This window comes from Desulfoluna butyratoxydans (assembly GCF_900699765.1).
GTDB classification, from domain to species: Bacteria; Desulfobacterota; Desulfobacteria; order Desulfobacterales; family Desulfolunaceae; genus Desulfoluna; species Desulfoluna butyratoxydans.
Map to the genome: position 1 here is coordinate 277,376 of NZ_CAADHO010000006.1, position 16,035 is coordinate 293,410.

The window sequence follows — 16,035 nt, forward strand, 5'->3', positions numbered from 1 at the left end:
GGGTGGACACTGGAGAGATGATGACAGGCGCATTGCATGTGTGTAAAAAAAAGAATGCATCCTCCGGGGCGTTGTACAACAGCCGTCTGCTTAAGTTCTGTGATAACTACGCCCGTGAGAAGTATGCACTGTTGAGCCTGGAACCGGTGTATCAAGCCGCCGGAATTCGCAAGTACGAGATCGACGACCCGGGCCACTGGTTTACCCAGGATCAGTGCGACAAGTATTACTTTTCTCTTATGGATATGTGCGGCAGCCCGGAGTTCGCCAGGGAAGCCGGTCGGTATATCATCCGCTCCAAGGAGATGTGGGTGGTCCGGCAGTTCATTCTGGGCATGGTCTCTCCGTCCGCCTTTTTTTCCACCATTGAGCGCAATTACTGCAAGGTGAGCCGCGGCGTTCATGCCACGGCCCACCTCACGGGAAAAGAGTCGGCGGAGATGACTTGTCGCCCGGCGCCCGGGACCGCCATCAAACCCTATCAGTGCGATGTGTGCGTGGGTATCCTGGAGGCTGTCGGGCTTCTTTTTACCAATGCCTTTGCCCATGTGAAGCACACGGAGTGCATCCATAAAGGGGGCGAGGCCTGCCGGTTTGAGGTGACCTGGAGCGCGGCGCCTTCTGTGGTGTGGCGTCGGATGCGAAATCGTGCCTTTGTGGTGGGTGCGCCCCTGGGCATCGGGATGGCGGTGCTGTTTCCGTCACCCCTTGTCCTGCTGCTCAGCTGTTCTCTTTTTCTCGCGATCGCGGGGCTTGGGGGGGTGGCTCATCACAAGCGGGAAGAGGAGCTGCTCAATATCATCCAGGCCCAGGGAAATTATGCCGGGGACCTGGCAGAAGACGACAACATCCGCAACCGGCACTCGCTGTTGATCAAGAGCATCAGCCAGGAAGCGGCCATGACCGACTCCCAGGAGGTCGGAGCCCAGGGGGTGATCAATGTCATGGCCCGGCACCTCGATTACGACCGCATCGCCTTCTTTTTTTATGACGGCAAGCGGCTGAAGCTGGCATCCCAGGTGGGATACACCCCGGCCCAGGTGGATCATTTCAAGGAGCAGGGGGGGATCATCTGCCGGACCGAGTCCATGACCCGGGTGCTCTGGAACAAAGAGAACATTGTGGTCAACGGGGTGAAGGGGTTTTCCGAGACCACCTTGTTCGGCCCAGACTTTCCCGATGTCCAGTCCCTGGAGAGCCTTCTGGTGGTGCCTGTTGCCATGGAAGGGCGGATCTCCGGGGTGTTGGTGGCGGCAAACCTCCACGGCAAGCGGGCCCTGACCCAGGGAGACCTGAGCCTGCTCATCGGGGTGGCCACCCAGGTGGGGCTCAGCATCGACAACGTGGGCAAGCGGCGGGAGCTGGCTGAACGGGAGCGGCGCTATCGCAAGCAGGTGCAAAAGGGCCTGGAAGATGAGCGGCGACGCATCGCCTTTGATCTCCACGACCATGTGGCCCAGGATCTGGGCTCCCTGATGATTACGGCGCGGATGATGCAGGAGATGGCGTCCCGGAAAGAGGCGGTGCCACCGGGGGACCTCCAGGCCTTTGTGTCGGTGTTGAAGGGCTCCATCGATTCGGTCCGCAATATCGCCTACGATCTGCAGCCGCCGTCTTTGGCTCAGTTCGGCCTGGTGCATACCATCAAGGTGTACGCCGCGGATTACTCGGACAAATACGGGGTGGAGGTGGATTTCCGGGTGGCAGGGGTCCGCGAGGCCCTTCTTGAGTACGACACGAAAATCAACTTCTTCCGCATCATTCAGGAATCCCTGACCAATATCTACAAGCATGCCTACGCCGACAAGGTCTTCATCCGCCTGGTCTTTTCTCACCCCAACCTGATCCTTCGCATTCGCGACAACGGCAGCGGGTTCATGCCCCAGGCCCTGGAGGGAGGGGCGTCCTGCGGGCGACACATGGGGCTTCGGAACATGGAGGAGCGGGCCCGTCTCATGAAGGGAACCTTTCGTATCTATTCGTCCCCGGAGAAGGGGTGTGAGATCGTTGTTGAGGTGCCCCTGGAGCGTGAAGAGGAGAAGGAGGGGGGCTCGGGTCTTGCGGCCGGAAGTGCTGCCCGGCCGCCGGAAGGGTCCCGCGCGGACTAAGGCCTCCGTCTGACCGGATTGCCCGATAACGGGCCGTTGCAAGTGGCTTGTGGCACGCAACGGTCCGTTTGTTTTTCTTCCAGGCCCATGCGGTCCAAGGGGGTTTTGTGTTGCGTGTGTCCCCGGTCCTGTACTATGCCTCTGGTATGGTTACAAGGCACGAAGAACCCGGGATAACGGAACGATTCAAGCCTACCCGTCCCACGACCGGGCCCTGTGTTGCATAACAAGGCTCCGGCCCTTCGCGCCTTTTTCATCGCTTTCAGACCGACACATCAACCCCATGGGGGCCTGGATGCATCGACGATTTATACGGCAGCTTCGACTGCACTGTTCAGCCCGTGACGTTTTTGACTGGCACGGGGGCGACGGGGTTGTCCAGCGCCTGACCCCGCCCTGGGTGGCTTACCGGGACCTGAGGCGGCGCGGGGGGCTGGAAGAGGGTGCCACCACCTCCCTGACCCTGAAACTCGGGCCCCTGCCCATTCACTGGCACTCCGTTCATACCGCCTGTTCCCGGGACCGGGGGTTCACCGACACCATGGTCAGGGGGCCCTTTGCGTCCTTTGAGCATGCCCACCGGTTTGACGAAGACGACGGGGGCTGCCTTCTCACCGATACCATTGAATACCGCCTTCCCCTTGCGCCCCTATCCCACGCCGTGGCCGGGTCCTTTGCGGACAAAGAGCTGGAGCGGATGTTTCGTTATCGCCATGCCGTCACCGCGCGGGACATTGCCTCGCGCCTTGCCGCTGCGGGTGAGCCTCGTCTTACCATTGCCGTTTCCGGTGCCTGCGGGATCATCGGCTCGGCCCTGGTGCCGTGGTTGAGAAGCCAGGGCCATCGGGTGAAACCCCTGGTGAGGGGAAAGGCCCCTGGGGACCATGAGATCGCCTGGGACCCGGTGGCAGGGACTGTGGAGCACGAAAAATTCAAGGGCTGTGATGTCCTGATTCACCTGGCCGGAGAAAACATCGGCAACGCCCGGTGGACCCCGGCAAAGCGTGAGCGGATCATGAAGAGCCGTTTAGATGGCACCGCCCTTCTGGCCCGGGCCGCCTCCCGGCACAAAGACGGCCCGAGGGTTTTCCTGTCGGCGTCGGCCGTGGGGTTTTACGGGGACCGGTGTGACGAGGCGGTGACCGAGGCCGCTTCCTGCGGCGGGTCCTTTGTGTCGGAGGTGTGCAGGCGGTGGGAAGAGGCTGCCGCCGCCAACTGGACCCGTCCGGGCGGTCGGCTGGTCACCCTGCGCATCGGGGTGGTGCTGACCCCTGCAGGCGGAGCGCTGGCGCGGCTGCTTCCGGTGTTCAAGGCCGGGCTGGGGGGGACCTTCGGCAGCGGTAAGCAGTACATGAGCTGGGTCTCCATGGAAGATGTCCTGGGGGCCGTGGGCCATATTTTGCGGACCCCGGCCCTGGAAGGTCCGGTGAACCTTACCGCGCCTTATCCCGTTACCAACCGGGACTTTGCCCGGATTCTTGCATCGAGTGTGAACCGTTGCTCCTTCACCACCCTTCCTGCGGCGGTTATTACCGGTGCCTTTGGGGAGATGGGGCGGGAGGTGTTGCTGGAAGGCGTTAAAGCCCTGCCCGGCGTTCTAGAACAGAGCGGGTACGGGTTTGTTCATCCCACCCTTGCCGACGCTCTTTCCGAAGTGCTTTAGGAGATATGCCGTGAGGAAACGATACCGACTGCTGTTTATGATCATCATGGTGGCTGCTCTGGGGTTCGGCTACCTGCACCACCTGGTGCCGGGTACCCACAACTTTGAGCGCCTCCATATCTTTTTGTTCAATCTCACCTCAGGCGGGACCTCCATCCTGTACTATATCGAAAACAAAAAAGGGATGTCGGTGCGGGTGCGTTTTTTTCTGGTTTTCTCCGTGGTCTTTGCTGTTTTTGCCTGGCTGGAGCTCTTTGTCCCGGCTGCCGTCTGCGGCCTGGGCCTGGCAATCATCGCCGAGAGCGTGCGCTGCAAGGCCTACTCGTTTTTTCCCAAGGAGTTTTTCTTACGGGGGTACAGCACGTCCGACCGGTTTGCCCATGCCTCCCTGCTCTGCCTTGTCCTTGGGCTCCTCACCTCGGTGATGGTGATTTTAAACGATGCCTGGCTTCATCTTTTTACCCTGGAGACCCTGAGCATCGACACCTTTTTCCTGGGGTTCTCCTTTCCGGTGTCCCTGATTACCATGAGCGTCATGTTTTCCCTGATACCGGATCTGAAAAAACCCTTCATGAACGCGGCCAGCCAGTTTGCATTCTGGGCGGTGAACCTGGGCGTGATCGTTTTTTTTCTTTTCATCGTGGCAGGGTCCCTGTGGCCCCAGGTGGCCGTGACCCTGGTGCTTTTTTTCACGGTCATCCTCATCTTTGTGCTGTTTGTTACCTACGTGAAGGGGTTGCAGCAGAAGAGCTTTCTCGTGTCGGGCATGCTGTTTCTTTTGTACACGGCCATCACCGGCATTGCGTACATTCTCCTTGAGATCATGTCCGACGGCTACCTTCGCTGGGGGGATCTCCTGCTTCGGCTGCACGCGGTGGCCGCCCTTTACGGGTGGAACCTGAGCGGGCTGGCGGTGATCTACCGGCGCTTTGACTTTCCCATTCGCCTCAACTCGAAACAGCTCATCGCAGGCCACTGGCTCCTCGTGGCCGTGGCCGTTCCCCTGGGGGATGCCATCCCCGCCATGGCGGTGGCTGCCACGGCGGGCTACGGCGTGTTTCTCTACCTGATGTTTTTCAGCGGGAAGCTGATCGAAGAAGACGACATCGAGCCTGTGATCGCCTGACAGCCTGAAGGGCTGGCTGGCTGGTTTGCTCTGCGGTATGGAAATTTAAACGCCCCGTCATGCAGACTGCATGGCGGGGCGCTTGTGTCGGCAGGGGCTTGCGGGGGGTGACCAGGTGATGGCGCCTCTTTTCTGGGGGGAAGTAAGGCAACGCCTGGTCACGGGTTGGCGTCCTGCCGCCATTGCCGTTGCCGCAAGGTGAGATGCCCATGACGGTCTGTTTAACCGAACGGCACGGTGTTCTGTTGTTGTAGTCGCCTGCAACCGGCCGGAGGTTACATGGGAGGAGGAAAAAACAGTAAAAGCCCCCGGCCTGGGGTGACGACGGACGTTTTTTTGTAACGCTTTGTCTGTCCCGTACGACCCATAAGGAGAATATCTCTGAAAACGGCGGGGGGATTCCGGACAGGGTCCGCAAGGGGGACCAGGCCGGAAAGACTGTGGCGCGGAACGGGTTGGGTTGAGCGGGCGATGGAGAATTATCCGAAAGACGAGATGCCTGACACATGCGACGACGAGGTGGTGAGACGCGTGCTGGCGGGGGATGCCAATGCCTACGAGGCATTGCTGGTGAAGTATACCTCGCATGTGGGGCGTGTTGTCGGCAGGCATGTGCCCTTTGACCAGGCCGAGGAGGTGGCCCATGACGTCTTTGTCAGGGCCTACGGGTCCCTTGGCTCCTTTACCCTGGGGCGGTCGTTCCGGGCATGGCTGACCACGGTGGCCGTGCGCACCTGCTATGATTTCTGGCGAAGGGAGATGCGCTGCAAAGAGACGCCGGTGAGCTCCCTTGTGCCCGGGGGGGACCTGCCTTCGGCGGAGTGGATGGATGCTGTGCTGTCCGCCGATTCCCACCGCCGCTTCCACGCCGATGAAACCCGGAAGACCGCTGAAGAGGTGCTTTCCTTTGCCCTCGGCGCCTTGTCCGCCCGGGAGCGCATGATCATGGAGCTTTATTACCTGGAGGGGTACTCGACCCGTGAGGTGGCGCTTTTTCTGAACATGAGCATGGCCAATGTGAAAATCAACGCCTTTCGAAGCCGCAGGAAACTGCGCCTTGTTCTTGAAAAAATCACCTGAAGGGCGTCGGCCCGGTGAGTGGACCGGGAGGAGATACGTGTGATGAGAGAAAAACAGTGGGATATCCGTCTGATGCGGGCCTTGAAAGACCGACAGGCCTCGTCGGGGCTGTGGCAGAGCCGGCAGGAGACGGAGGCCTTCCAGGCCGGGGTGATGAGAGACGTGACCCGTCTCCGGGTTCACCCGAAAAGACCGCAGGAGGAGGGCTTTTCCGAGGCCGTCTGGCGGCTTGTTCCCCTGACCTCCCTTGCGGCGGGCGGACTCGCCGTGATACTGGCGCTTTTGTCCCATGGGAGTGAAGACTTGTTGAACCTGGCGCTGATAGACACGTCGGTGTATGTCGAGCACCTGATCGCTTACATGTTTTGATCGAGGTTGTCATGAAACGAGTAAAGCTCATGGTGGGGGTGGGGTTGATTTTTTCACTGGGGGCCCTGGCCGGTTTTTTTACGGCTCGCCAGGTGACGCATCATAAGGTGCGTCGGTTTGTCCACGGAGGCCCCCCTGCGGCCATGATCATTGCGCGCATGGTGGGCCGCATCGACCTGACCCCGGATCAGGGCCGGGCCATTGACCCCATTCTTACCGGGCTGCGGGGAGAACTGGTGGAGCTTCACGACCGCTCCATGGCCGAAGTCAACGCGATTATCCGGCGACGGTACTCCCGGATTGTGGAGCTGTTGACGCCCTCCCAGTATCAGCTGCTTCTCGCTGAGGGCCGGAAGGCAAAGCGTTTCAACATGTTTCGCACCAGCTGGCGCCTGCCCTGGGCAGACAAGAGCGTCGAAGAGGTGATGGAAGAGTTGACGGCGGTCCTCTCCCTGACCCCGGACCAGCAGGAGGCCCTGAAACCCCTGGTGGCCCGTCGAGTGAAAGCCCAGAAGGTCGTGGCTCGGGTGATGCTGACCTCAGATGGCTTTGATTCCCTTCGGATGGAGCGGGCCGCCGAGGGCGGTGACGAGATGCCCCGACCGATTCAGGATGTTCTTACCCCCGAGCAGCTGGAGGCTTACTGGTTGTACCGAACGGGTCCCCTCAGCCATCGGGGCCTAGCTTTCAAACGGGATCGGTGACGCCTCCGGCAATGTTTCACGGCTTGACAGCGGGCGCGGGCCCAACATCCTTGACATGCCGTGCAAGGCCTTTAACATGAACCCTGATGACCGAATGAGGCATCAGGGTTTTTTATTTATTACGGCAAATCAAGGGGGATAGGCATGGGCTGGTTGTCCGAAGGTGAAGGGGAGGCTGTGGTGCTGCTCCATAGCTCCATGAGTTCGAAGGTGCAGTGGGTTACCCTGATGGAAGAGTTGAAGCAGACCCATCGGGTGGTGGCGGTGGATCTCTGGGGGTATGGGGATGCCCCGGCCGTTTCCGATGAACAGGCGGGGGGCTTTACCCTGGATGATGAGCTGACCCTTATTCGCCGGGCCCTTGCCCATGATGTTCCCGGCGACACCCCGTTTCACCTGGTGGGGCACTCCTACGGCGGGGCCGTGGCCATGCACCTGGCCCTGGAGATGCCCGAGCGCATTCGCAGCATTTCCCTGTATGAGCCCATGGCCAACCACGTGGTTCGTGAAATAGACGACGCCCTCTACGAAAAGCAGAAAACCCTCATGGGATCGGTCATCGAGGAGATCAACCGGGGAAATCTCAAGACGGGGGCTTCCATGTTCGTGGACTTCTTCAGTGGGGAGGGGCTGTTCGACCTGTTGCCCCCGGAGGTCCAGGAGGCGCTGGCAGGGTGCGTCAAAAAGATGCCCCTGGACTATTTTGCCTCCGCGCACAAAGGACTCCGCATGGGGCGCTACGGAAAGCTTTCGGCCCCCACCTGCCTCATGGCAGGGCGCCGGAGCCCGGATCTTTCCTATGAAATCTCCCGCGCCCTGTCCGGGGTGATTCCCCATGTGGACTATCACCTCGTGGATGCCGGCCACATGGCGCCCCTGACCCACGGCCCCAAGGTGAACCCTATTATCGCGGCCCACGTCAGGCGACACACCTGTCTCAACTGATCTTTCCCCCGCCCAGGGCCAGGATGGGGCAGTGTGTTCTGCTGTGAAATGGTTTTTTTAATGAATTTAAGGGATTGCTGATTGAATATCGGCGTGCCGTTGGTGTATACTTCCTCCATTAACCGGGGAAAGGGGGCTGCTTTAAGCCGCGGTCCCTTTTCCGCCGTATCAAAGGGGCAGTTACCCGCCTTGCCCGGATATATATCGTAACATCTCAGCTTTTTTTCAATGTCCTTGGCACCGGCCATTAGGATTCGGCGTCAGGAATTCTTCCTTACAGCACCTTTTTTTGAACTGCATTTTTCTACGTCCCCGGCGTACATCGACACGTCATCTCGCGCATACTGGTCTCAGGTTCCTGAGGTTTGGTCGGCAAGGCATGTTTTTTCGTTGAAACGGCTTCGCAAGGCAATCCACGATACAAAGGACAAAGGAGGCAGTATGAAACGATGCATGAAAGCCCTGGCTCTGGTTGCCGTGGTGATGGTCTGGGCAGGGCAGCCGAGTGCCGAAGGATCGGACTATCGTTTTGACCTCTCCCCCATGGTGGGAGGGCACATTTTCGAGGGGAACCAGAATCTGGATGACGGGTATACCATGGGGCTTGCCCTGGGGTATGCCATAAACCAGCGGTGCACGCTGGAAGGCGGATTTACCTGGATCTCCACGGAGACGAAAAAGTTCGATGTGGACGTGGACGGTCAGCGCTATTCCCTGGACGCCCTTTACCACTTCATGCCCGAAGAGGCCTTGAGGCCCTTTGTGCTTATCGGGGCGGGTGCCTTGCGCCTGGATCCGGATGTGGGGGACTCCGAGACCGATTTCATGGCCGAGTACGGAGCGGGCCTCAAATACGCCATCATGGACAATCTGGATTTGAGGGCCGAGCTTCGCCACGTCATGCCCTTTGATGACTTTTACAACAACCTTGCCTGGCAGCTTGGGATCAGCTGGCGTTTCGGCAAGCGTGAGGCCGCCGCAGAAGAGGAGCCCATGGCCGTGATGGACAGCGACGGCGACGGGGTTCCCGATGATGTGGACGCCTGCCCCAATACCCCCGCCGGTCAGGTCGTGGATGAGCTGGGCTGTCCTGTGGTGCTGGATTCCGATGGGGACGGGGTCCCCGACGACATGGATGTGTGCCCGAACACCCCCGCAGGCCAGCCCGTGGATGAGCTGGGCTGCCCCGTGATAGCCGATGCGGACGGTGACGGGGTTGAAGACAGCATGGACCGTTGTCCGGACACACCCCAGGGGGCCGTGGTGGACAGCCGTGGGTGCTGGGTGATCCAGGGGTTGACCTTTGATACGGGCGAGACCCGCATCAAGTCTGATTTCCTTCCCCTGCTCAACGAGGTGGTGGAGATTCTGATGACCAACCCCGATGTGCGGGTTTCCATCGAAGGCTACACCGACAGCCAGGGGAGTGATTCGGCCAACCAGCGCATTTCCGAAGGGCGGGCCAAGGCCGTACAGGAGTATTTTGTAAGCAAAGGTGTTGCCGAAGGGCGCCTGGAGTATCAGGGCTTTGGAGAGGAAAATCCCGTGGCGGACAATGAGACCGAGGAAGGTCGCAAGCAGAACCGTCGGGTGGAACTCAGGCCCCTGCAGTGATCCATCGGTTTTTTCCTGTTTGATGTGTTGAAAGGACCATGAGACGCCGTGCGAAGTCACTCGCACGGCGTTTTTTTGTGCCTTATTTCAGCCGGTGGCTTAAGGGCCGGGTCTTGTCCCGGCTCATGCGGTGGCGGATAAAGGCGTTGAGGCAGACCATGGCCCGGTTGGCGGTGAGGTAGGTGGGGACCCCGCCCGCATCCAGGGTGCGTCCCAGTTCGTTGTAGACGGCATCGGCCCGGCTCACCACGTTGACGGAGACGGCTACGGGTTTTTTGTAGGCATGGACCAGCCGGATGATGCGGGCGGCGATATTGTCCGGGTTGGTTCGGATCTCATCGTCGGTGGTATGGATCAGGGCGCTCTGGGGCACGATGGAGACCATGAGGGCGTCCACGTCCGGTGATTTGAGCATGGTCTCGACGGCGCCTGCAAAGATGGCGTCATCGGCCATGGGGGTGAGGTCCAGAAGGGGAGATGCCTCGGCCATGGGGGGGATGATGGCCCTTAAGGCCGAAAGGGTGGCCTCATCGAAATCCGCCGGGACCAGGTCCCCCAAATTGTCTGCGGCATAGGTCTTTTCATACCCGGCATTGGCGATGATGGCCACGCGGTTGCCCGAGACCACAAAGTCGTTCATGAGGGCAAAGGTCTTGATGAAGTCCCCGTGGTCCACCATGGTGTCGGCCACGATGGCTCCGGCCTGCTTCATGGCGGCACGGGCCACGGCGTACTCCCCTGCGATGCTGGCGGTGTGGGACTCCGTGGCCTTTCGCCCCTCCTCGGTGCGCCCGGCCTTGTAGACGATGACCGGTTTGGTCCCGGCCCTGACGGCGTCGAAGAACTTGCGCCCCGCGTGGCGCTTGAACCCTTCGATGTAGCAGCCGATGACGTTGATCCTGGGATCGTCCTGAAAATAGGTGACCAGGTCGCAGGGATCCACATCGAGCTGGTTGCCGTAGCTGACGATCACCTTGGGGGAGATGGCGTTTTTCAGGTTGTCGATCTCGATGATGCCCAGGGCCCCGCTCTGGCTCAGGATGGCCACCTTGTTCTCGCGTTCCATGCTCACGGAGAATTTGTCTTCGGGAATGAAGAAGGTGTTGAGGCCTTTGGCGGTGGGGCTTCCCTCGTAGACGATGCCCAAACAGTTGGGTCCGATGAGGCGAAACCCGCCCTCTTTGGCGAGGCGGGAGATCTCCTCTTCCAGATCCCTGTTTTTGTCCACCTCGGCAAAGCCCCCGGGGATGAGGATGACGGCCTTGACCCCTTTTTTTACACACCCTTCGATGACGGGCAGGGTGGCGCTTGCCGGCACCGTGACGATGACAAGCTCCACGGGGGCGTCGATGGCCTCCAGGCCGGTGTGGACGGGAAATTCCCGGGATCCTGCGGAGAGGGTGCCTCCCCGGGGGTTGATGCAGAAGATGTCGGGCCGTTCCATGCGGATGAGGTTTTCGACGATGATGTTCCCCGCCTTGGTGGGGTCCGATGTGGAGACTCCCACCACGGCGATGCCCCTGGGTTCGAAAAAGGGCCTCATGGTGGCTTCGGGGGCGATGGACAGGTCGGGCAGGGGCCCCCGGGTTTTGAAACGGGCAAAGCCGTCCACGGCCACAAACCGGCCGTCGGTGGCAAAGACCAGGGGGTTGACCTCGAACTCCGTGATGACGTGGTCGGAGCCGGTGTTGAAATAGGAGGAGAAGGCAACAGCCAGGTCGGAGAAGGCCACGCCCACGTCCACGATGCGTCCCACGTCCGCCTCGCGGTTCCAGGCCTTGAATTTTTCGTGGATGTGGGAGGACTCCAAAAGGGCCCTTGCCCAGTCCCGGTCCACCGGGGCGAGGATGAGGTTGGGCTGGGAAAAGTGCCTGGCAAAAAATTCGGCGTCGCTGCCCCCTTTGGAAAAGGAGAGCACCGGCCCGAAGGTCTCGCTCTCCCGAAACCCGAGGAGGATTTCATTGCCCAGCTCGGGCTGGTAGTCCACCTTTTCGGTGATGAGCACCCCTTCCACCGGGACGCCCATGTCCCGAAACGCAGAGGTCATCTTCTCGAAGGTGTAGCGGACAAAGTCCGGGTCGGCGTGGACCATGCACACGCCGCCGGCGCTCGCTTTGTGGGTGACGGCCGGTGAGACGATTTTCATCACCAGTTCAGGCCCCCCGATGCCGTGGAGAAGCTCTCGGGTGACCGCATGGGCCGAGGTGACGAGGGCATGGCGGGGGACCTCGATGTCCATGGCACGGAGAATGGCGTACACTTCATGCTCGAAGAGCATGTCCCGGCCGGCTGTGCGGGCGGCGCGGAGCATGGCGCCGATCTCTTTTTTTAGACGGGGTTCCAAGGGCATGGGGCACCTGTATGATGTGGGGGACGGAGTGGCCCTGGCCGGGCGGGGAGCCCATGACGGAAGGCCGGGGCGGCTGCTGATAAACGTCTTGATGGTGTCGGTTTTGTTCAGGATACGGGGCCGCCGACAGGCTGTCAACATCCGGGGGGATGCCGGGCTAACGCGAACGCTGTGAGGTCACCAGCCCCTCTTCAACGGTGAATTTGCCCTTGATGTTGACGGCGTGGTCGTGGTCGCTGCCCGGAGGGGCCTCCAGGGTGAGGGGCGCGGGGTCGTTGCTGCCGAGGTGGATGGCGATGACAGCGGAGGGACGCAGGCGTGCGTTGAGGCTGAAACTGATGCTTCTGAGCGCCTCTTCCACCTCTGAGATCTTACCATGGAGGGCCTTGGCCTGGGCCTCAAGGTCCCAGAACCGTCCGCACAGGGTGCGGGTATGCTCGATGGTCTGCATGGCACCGCTGACGGCCAGGCAGGTGTTGCCACGCTTCAGGGAGGCCATCAGCCGGGGGACCCCTTCGAACTCATAGGCCTTGAGGGAGGCGACAATTTTCTTGAACACCGGCCTGACGGATTCGTCTTCTCCAAACTCGGCGGACAGGCTCTTGAGTTCGGCCACAAGGGATGCCTTGGCTTTGTTGAGGGTCTCCTCCAGCTCGTGAAGGGCTGTGTTGATCCGGCGTTTTTCAAGGGTGAGCTCATCGCGTTTCGCAAAGAGGCCCGGGCCCAGGATCAGGTGGTTTTTGCCGCTGACCCGTACATTGTCCAGGTCCGCCACGCAGGTGTGGAGGTGGGAGTTAAGCAGCAGGGCCGCCGAGGTGTTGATGGCCACCCGGTGGGCATGGATGGTGGCGTCGATGGCTTCCCGCTGAATGGACACGGTGCCGTGCTCGCAGGAGATGGTGGAGGAGGAGACGCTTCGGCAGGCAACGTCCCCGTCGCTGATGAGGTGACTTTCGGGCAGCATCTGATCCACCGTCGCCTTTTTGCCGGACTCCACATGGCCGCCGTTGATGGTGCGGATGGTCACCGACCCCGCCACCTTTACCTGGAACCCCTCGTTGACCGATTCCGCCTGCATGCTCACCGGGCAGACCACATCGCTGCCGATGTTTCCCACGGAAAAATCGATATCCCCCACCACAATGCGATCGGTGATGTCAATGGCCGAGATCCCTTCCGGGCCGAGGTGGGTGATGACCACGCCGTCCCGGCTCGCCTTTACATCGTATCCCGGTTCGCCTTCGTCGGTGGTGATGTAGACCTGCTCCACGTTTTTTCCCAGCTTCAGGGGGTACTCTTTGGCCACGGGGGGCTGGACCGGGGTGCCGTCATGGGAGAGGCCGTCTTTGGCGGTGTCGGGCAGGGAGACCTGCAAGAGGAGATCCCCGGCCTTGGCCGAGGGGTAGCGGAGCATCTCCCGGAAGTCGATGCGTCCGTCGGAGAGGATCTTGCCTGCGTTGGAACCCTTGTCGAAAAAGGTGCGGGTGATGCGGCCGCTTTTTCCGCCCCGGGGCAGGGTGCCGGAGACGGTGAGGGTGATGTCGTTGTTCTTGGAAACCAGGCGCACGGTTCGGCCGAGGCCGTCGTCGTCCCAGGGGACGTAAAGGGATTCGTCAAAGGGTTCTTCGGCCAGCACGCCGTGGATAATCAGGGCGCTGATTTTGACAGTCTCCAGGTGAAATCGCTGCAGGAGCTGGAGCAGTGCCAGGGCGTTGATTTTTTCTTCACCCGGCTTTATGCCGGCCGTGATGGTGACGGTGAGGGTCTGGAGCGTGTGGACCTGGGAGCTGAACAGGTAGCTTTCGAGGATATCGGCCTTGGCCTGCTCCCGCCGGGAGACAGGAATCTCTGTGAGGGGTATTACCGCGTGTCCTGTATCGGTCATGTCTCGGCTCCTCATGGTAATGCACCGAATCACCCATCCCATGTCTTGAGAGCGGTGCGTCCTGATCTGCTTGCGGTGGCCCTGAACCTGCGGTGATGGAATAGACGACCTCCATTACCTTCATGCTATCGGCGGCTCTTCTGGAAAAGTTTAGAACGAATATTCAAGGATTTTCGACAGTCTGCCGGTGGGGAGGGGCATGAAGGGGCTGCGGGGCCGCCGCCGGAGTGATGTGCTGTTTATGTAAAAAAAGCCGGGTAAAATTCCGTTTTATTAAAAACACAATTCCCAAAACTACTTGTTCGTCTGAATGTTACCGATCAAGGAACGGTACCAACGCACATCGGTGTCCGGGGGTGGTTTTTGGAAGAGGGCAAACGCTGTTTTGCTTGTGTTTGCTTGTTGCGGGGTGTGACGAAGGAACGGATCGCAAAAGCCCGAACGAGTGTGGAACAAAAAAACAGACATGGGGAAAAGGCTGAAATGGCGGCCTGTTTTTCGTACTTGGAGTCCTTTTTTAAGGCCTCGGGAGGCGTTTTAAGCAAAGATGTCCGGTGGACGATGCGAATTGCCGTTGGCTTGCATAAGTTATCCTGCGATACCGCTATTTCAGTGGCAAAAAATGACTTTTTAATGAAATTGAAGGGAATAATAGAAATTATTGAACAAAAAGAGGCGTGTCGAGATGTGTCAGGTGTTTCGGCGGCTTAACGCGGTACGCGACCTGGTTTGTTTTTCCGGACACATATCCCTGTTGCATTTTCCCATCGGCGTGGGTAGGCAACTTAAATATAAGGAATACAGTCTACGACGGGGGGTTGCCCTTTACCCACATGGGAGGAGAAGCACGCAACATGACAGAAGAAACCAGGAAAAGACCCGCAACTCGCGCCATGGACCTGTCCGGGGTCCGGGTGGATCCGCCCGGGGCGGTTCGAACCATGGAAGGAATCCGCAATACCGTTTACTCGCCGGGGGCAACAGACCCCAACACCCTCTATTTCGTGGAGGTGGACCCTGCGGTGTGCCAGGGGTGCGGGGAGTGCTCCCATCATTGCCCCACCGGCGCGATCCAGGAGACCGGGGACGGCACGCGACACATCGTGGATCCTTCCGTCTGCATGAACTGCGGCCAGTGCCTGACCCATTGCCCCTACGGCGCCGTGACCGAGCGTGTCTCCTATGTAAGCGAGGTCCTGGAAAAGCTCAAAGACCCGGATACGGTGGTGGTGTCCATGACAGCCCCTGCCGTGCGATACGCCCTGGGTGAGTGTTTCGGCATGCCCACGGGCACCTGGGTGGGGGGCAAGGTGCATGCGGTGTTGCGGCGCCTGGGTTTCGATTACATCTGGGACAACGAGTGGACCGCCGATGTCACCATCATGGAAGAGGGCACCGAACTTCTTGAGCGCGTGAAAAACGGGGGCAAAGGCGACAAGCCCCTTCCCCAGTTCACCTCCTGCTGTCCGGGATGGATCAAGTTCTGCGAGACCTTTTACCCCGACCTGATTCCCCATCTTTCCACCTGCAAGTCCCCCGTGGCCATGCTGGGGCCCCTGGCCAAGACCTACGGGGCCCAGCAGACCGGCACTGATCCCAAAAAGGTCTACACCGTCTCCATCATGCCCTGTATCGCCAAGAAATACGAAGGGCTGCGGCCGGAGATGGCCGACAGTGGCCGCCGGGACATCGACGCCACCATCAATACCCGGGAGCTGGCCTACATCATCAAAAAAGCGGGGATCTCCTTTGCCTCTCTTCCCGACGAGGAGGCCGACCCCATCCTGGGCATGGCCACCGGGGCCGCCACCCTTTTCGGCACCAGCGGCGGGGTCATGGAGGCGGCCCTGCGTTTTGCCTACGAAGCCATCTCCGGCAAGACCCTTGCGGATCCGTCCATCAAGGCCGTGCGCACCGGCAAGGGCATCAACAAGGTGTCCGTGGACGTGCCGGGCTTCGGGCCTGTGCGCGTGGCCGTGGTGAGCGGCCTGCAGGAGGCGGCCAGGGTGTGTGAGGAGGTGCGGGCCGGAACCAGCGACCTGCACTTCATCGAAGTGATGACCTGCCCGGGGGGCTGCGTCAACGGGGGCGGTCAGCCCGTGGATGATTCCATTATGGAGGCCTCTCTGTTCAAGAAGATGATGGCCACGGTCAACAAGCGGTTCAACATGAGACAGGTGGGGTAAAGGAG

The 16,035-nt window shown here is 60.3% G+C and carries 12 protein-coding genes; 10 read left to right on the forward strand and 2 right to left on the reverse strand.

Annotated elements, in window-relative coordinates; translation table 11 throughout:
• Positions 1–38 precede the first annotated feature (38 nt).
• The 8 genes from MSL71_RS17210 to MSL71_RS17245 all read left to right on the forward strand — a co-directional run bounded on the left by MSL71_RS17210 (position 39) and on the right by MSL71_RS17245 (position 9,609).
• Entirely contained in the window at positions 39–2,108 is a 2,070-nt protein-coding gene (locus MSL71_RS17210) for an ATP-binding protein (RefSeq protein WP_180142694.1), read from the forward strand.
• Positions 2,109–2,403: 295 nt separating this feature from the next.
• Positions 2,404–3,771 carry a TIGR01777 family oxidoreductase gene (locus MSL71_RS17215; RefSeq protein ID WP_180142696.1) on the forward strand — a complete coding sequence of 456 codons (1,368 nt, stop codon included), beginning with the start codon at positions 2,404–2,406 and terminating at the stop codon, positions 3,769–3,771.
• A 10-nt stretch (positions 3,772–3,781) separates the two neighbouring features.
• Positions 3,782–4,897, forward strand: a complete 1,116-nt coding sequence (locus MSL71_RS17220) for a hypothetical protein (protein WP_180142698.1) — start codon at positions 3,782–3,784, stop codon at positions 4,895–4,897.
• 471 nt (positions 4,898–5,368) lie between these two features.
• Positions 5,369–5,977, forward strand: coding sequence for an RNA polymerase sigma factor (locus MSL71_RS17225; protein ID WP_180142700.1), 609 nt, complete (start codon positions 5,369–5,371; stop codon positions 5,975–5,977).
• Positions 5,978–6,019: 42 nt separating this feature from the next.
• Positions 6,020–6,346, forward strand: coding sequence for a hypothetical protein (locus tag MSL71_RS17230; RefSeq protein WP_180142702.1), 327 nt, complete (start codon positions 6,020–6,022; stop codon positions 6,344–6,346).
• Between the two features lie 11 nt (positions 6,347–6,357).
• Positions 6,358–7,050, forward strand: a complete 693-nt coding sequence (locus tag MSL71_RS17235) for a hypothetical protein (protein ID WP_180142704.1) — start codon at positions 6,358–6,360, stop codon at positions 7,048–7,050.
• A gap of 144 nt (positions 7,051–7,194) precedes the next feature.
• Positions 7,195–7,995 (forward strand): alpha/beta fold hydrolase, encoded by an 801-nt coding sequence (locus MSL71_RS17240; protein ID WP_180142705.1) that lies wholly within the window; start codon positions 7,195–7,197, stop codon positions 7,993–7,995.
• 441 nt (positions 7,996–8,436) lie between these two features.
• On the forward strand, positions 8,437–9,609 hold the full coding sequence (locus MSL71_RS17245; RefSeq protein WP_180142707.1) for an OmpA family protein: 1,173 nt from the start codon (positions 8,437–8,439) through the stop codon (positions 9,607–9,609).
• Positions 9,610–9,691: 82 nt separating this feature from the next.
• On the opposite strand, the gene MSL71_RS17250 is transcribed toward MSL71_RS17245, so the two are convergent.
• Together MSL71_RS17250 and MSL71_RS17255 are read right to left on the reverse strand one after the other, a co-directional pair.
• Positions 9,692–11,959 carry an acetate--CoA ligase family protein gene (locus MSL71_RS17250; RefSeq protein WP_180142709.1) on the reverse strand — a complete coding sequence of 756 codons (2,268 nt, stop codon included), beginning with the start codon at positions 11,957–11,959 and terminating at the stop codon, positions 9,692–9,694.
• 157 nt (positions 11,960–12,116) lie between these two features.
• A complete protein-coding gene (locus MSL71_RS17255; RefSeq protein WP_180142711.1) occupies positions 12,117–13,844 on the reverse strand; it encodes a flagellar assembly protein A in 1,728 nt (575 codons plus the stop codon).
• Between the two features lie 363 nt (positions 13,845–14,207).
• On the opposite strand from MSL71_RS17255, the gene MSL71_RS17260 reads away from it, so the two are divergent.
• Entirely contained in the window at positions 14,208–14,555 is a 348-nt protein-coding gene (locus tag MSL71_RS17260) for a hypothetical protein (RefSeq protein ID WP_180142713.1), read from the forward strand.
• A 143-nt stretch (positions 14,556–14,698) separates the two neighbouring features.
• Entirely contained in the window at positions 14,699–16,030 is a 1,332-nt protein-coding gene (locus MSL71_RS17265; RefSeq protein ID WP_246317817.1) for a [FeFe] hydrogenase, group A, read from the forward strand.
• Positions 16,031–16,035: the final 5 nt, after the last annotated feature.

What these genes read in the sequence shown, in the direction of transcription:
- MSL71_RS17215 (WP_180142696.1), top strand. Translation starts at nt 2,404, where the DNA reads ATGCATCGACGATTTATACGGCAGCTTCGACTGCACTGTTCAGCCCGT.
- MSL71_RS17240 (WP_180142705.1), top strand. Translation starts at nt 7,195, where the DNA reads ATGGGCTGGTTGTCCGAAGGTGAAGGGGAGGCTGTGGTGCTGCTCCAT.
- MSL71_RS17235 (WP_180142704.1), top strand. Translation starts at nt 6,358, where the DNA reads ATGAAACGAGTAAAGCTCATGGTGGGGGTGGGGTTGATTTTTTCACTG.
- MSL71_RS17255 (WP_180142711.1), bottom strand. Translation starts at nt 13,844, where the DNA reads ATGACCGATACAGGACACGCGGTAATACCCCTCACAGAGATTCCTGTC.
- MSL71_RS17265 (WP_246317817.1), top strand. Translation starts at nt 14,699, where the DNA reads ATGACAGAAGAAACCAGGAAAAGACCCGCAACTCGCGCCATGGACCTG.
- MSL71_RS17250 (WP_180142709.1), bottom strand. Translation starts at nt 11,959, where the DNA reads ATGCCCTTGGAACCCCGTCTAAAAAAAGAGATCGGCGCCATGCTCCGC.
- MSL71_RS17245 (WP_180142707.1), top strand. Translation starts at nt 8,437, where the DNA reads ATGAAACGATGCATGAAAGCCCTGGCTCTGGTTGCCGTGGTGATGGTC.
- MSL71_RS17225 (WP_180142700.1), top strand. Translation starts at nt 5,369, where the DNA reads ATGGAGAATTATCCGAAAGACGAGATGCCTGACACATGCGACGACGAG.
- MSL71_RS17230 (WP_180142702.1), top strand. Translation starts at nt 6,020, where the DNA reads ATGAGAGAAAAACAGTGGGATATCCGTCTGATGCGGGCCTTGAAAGAC.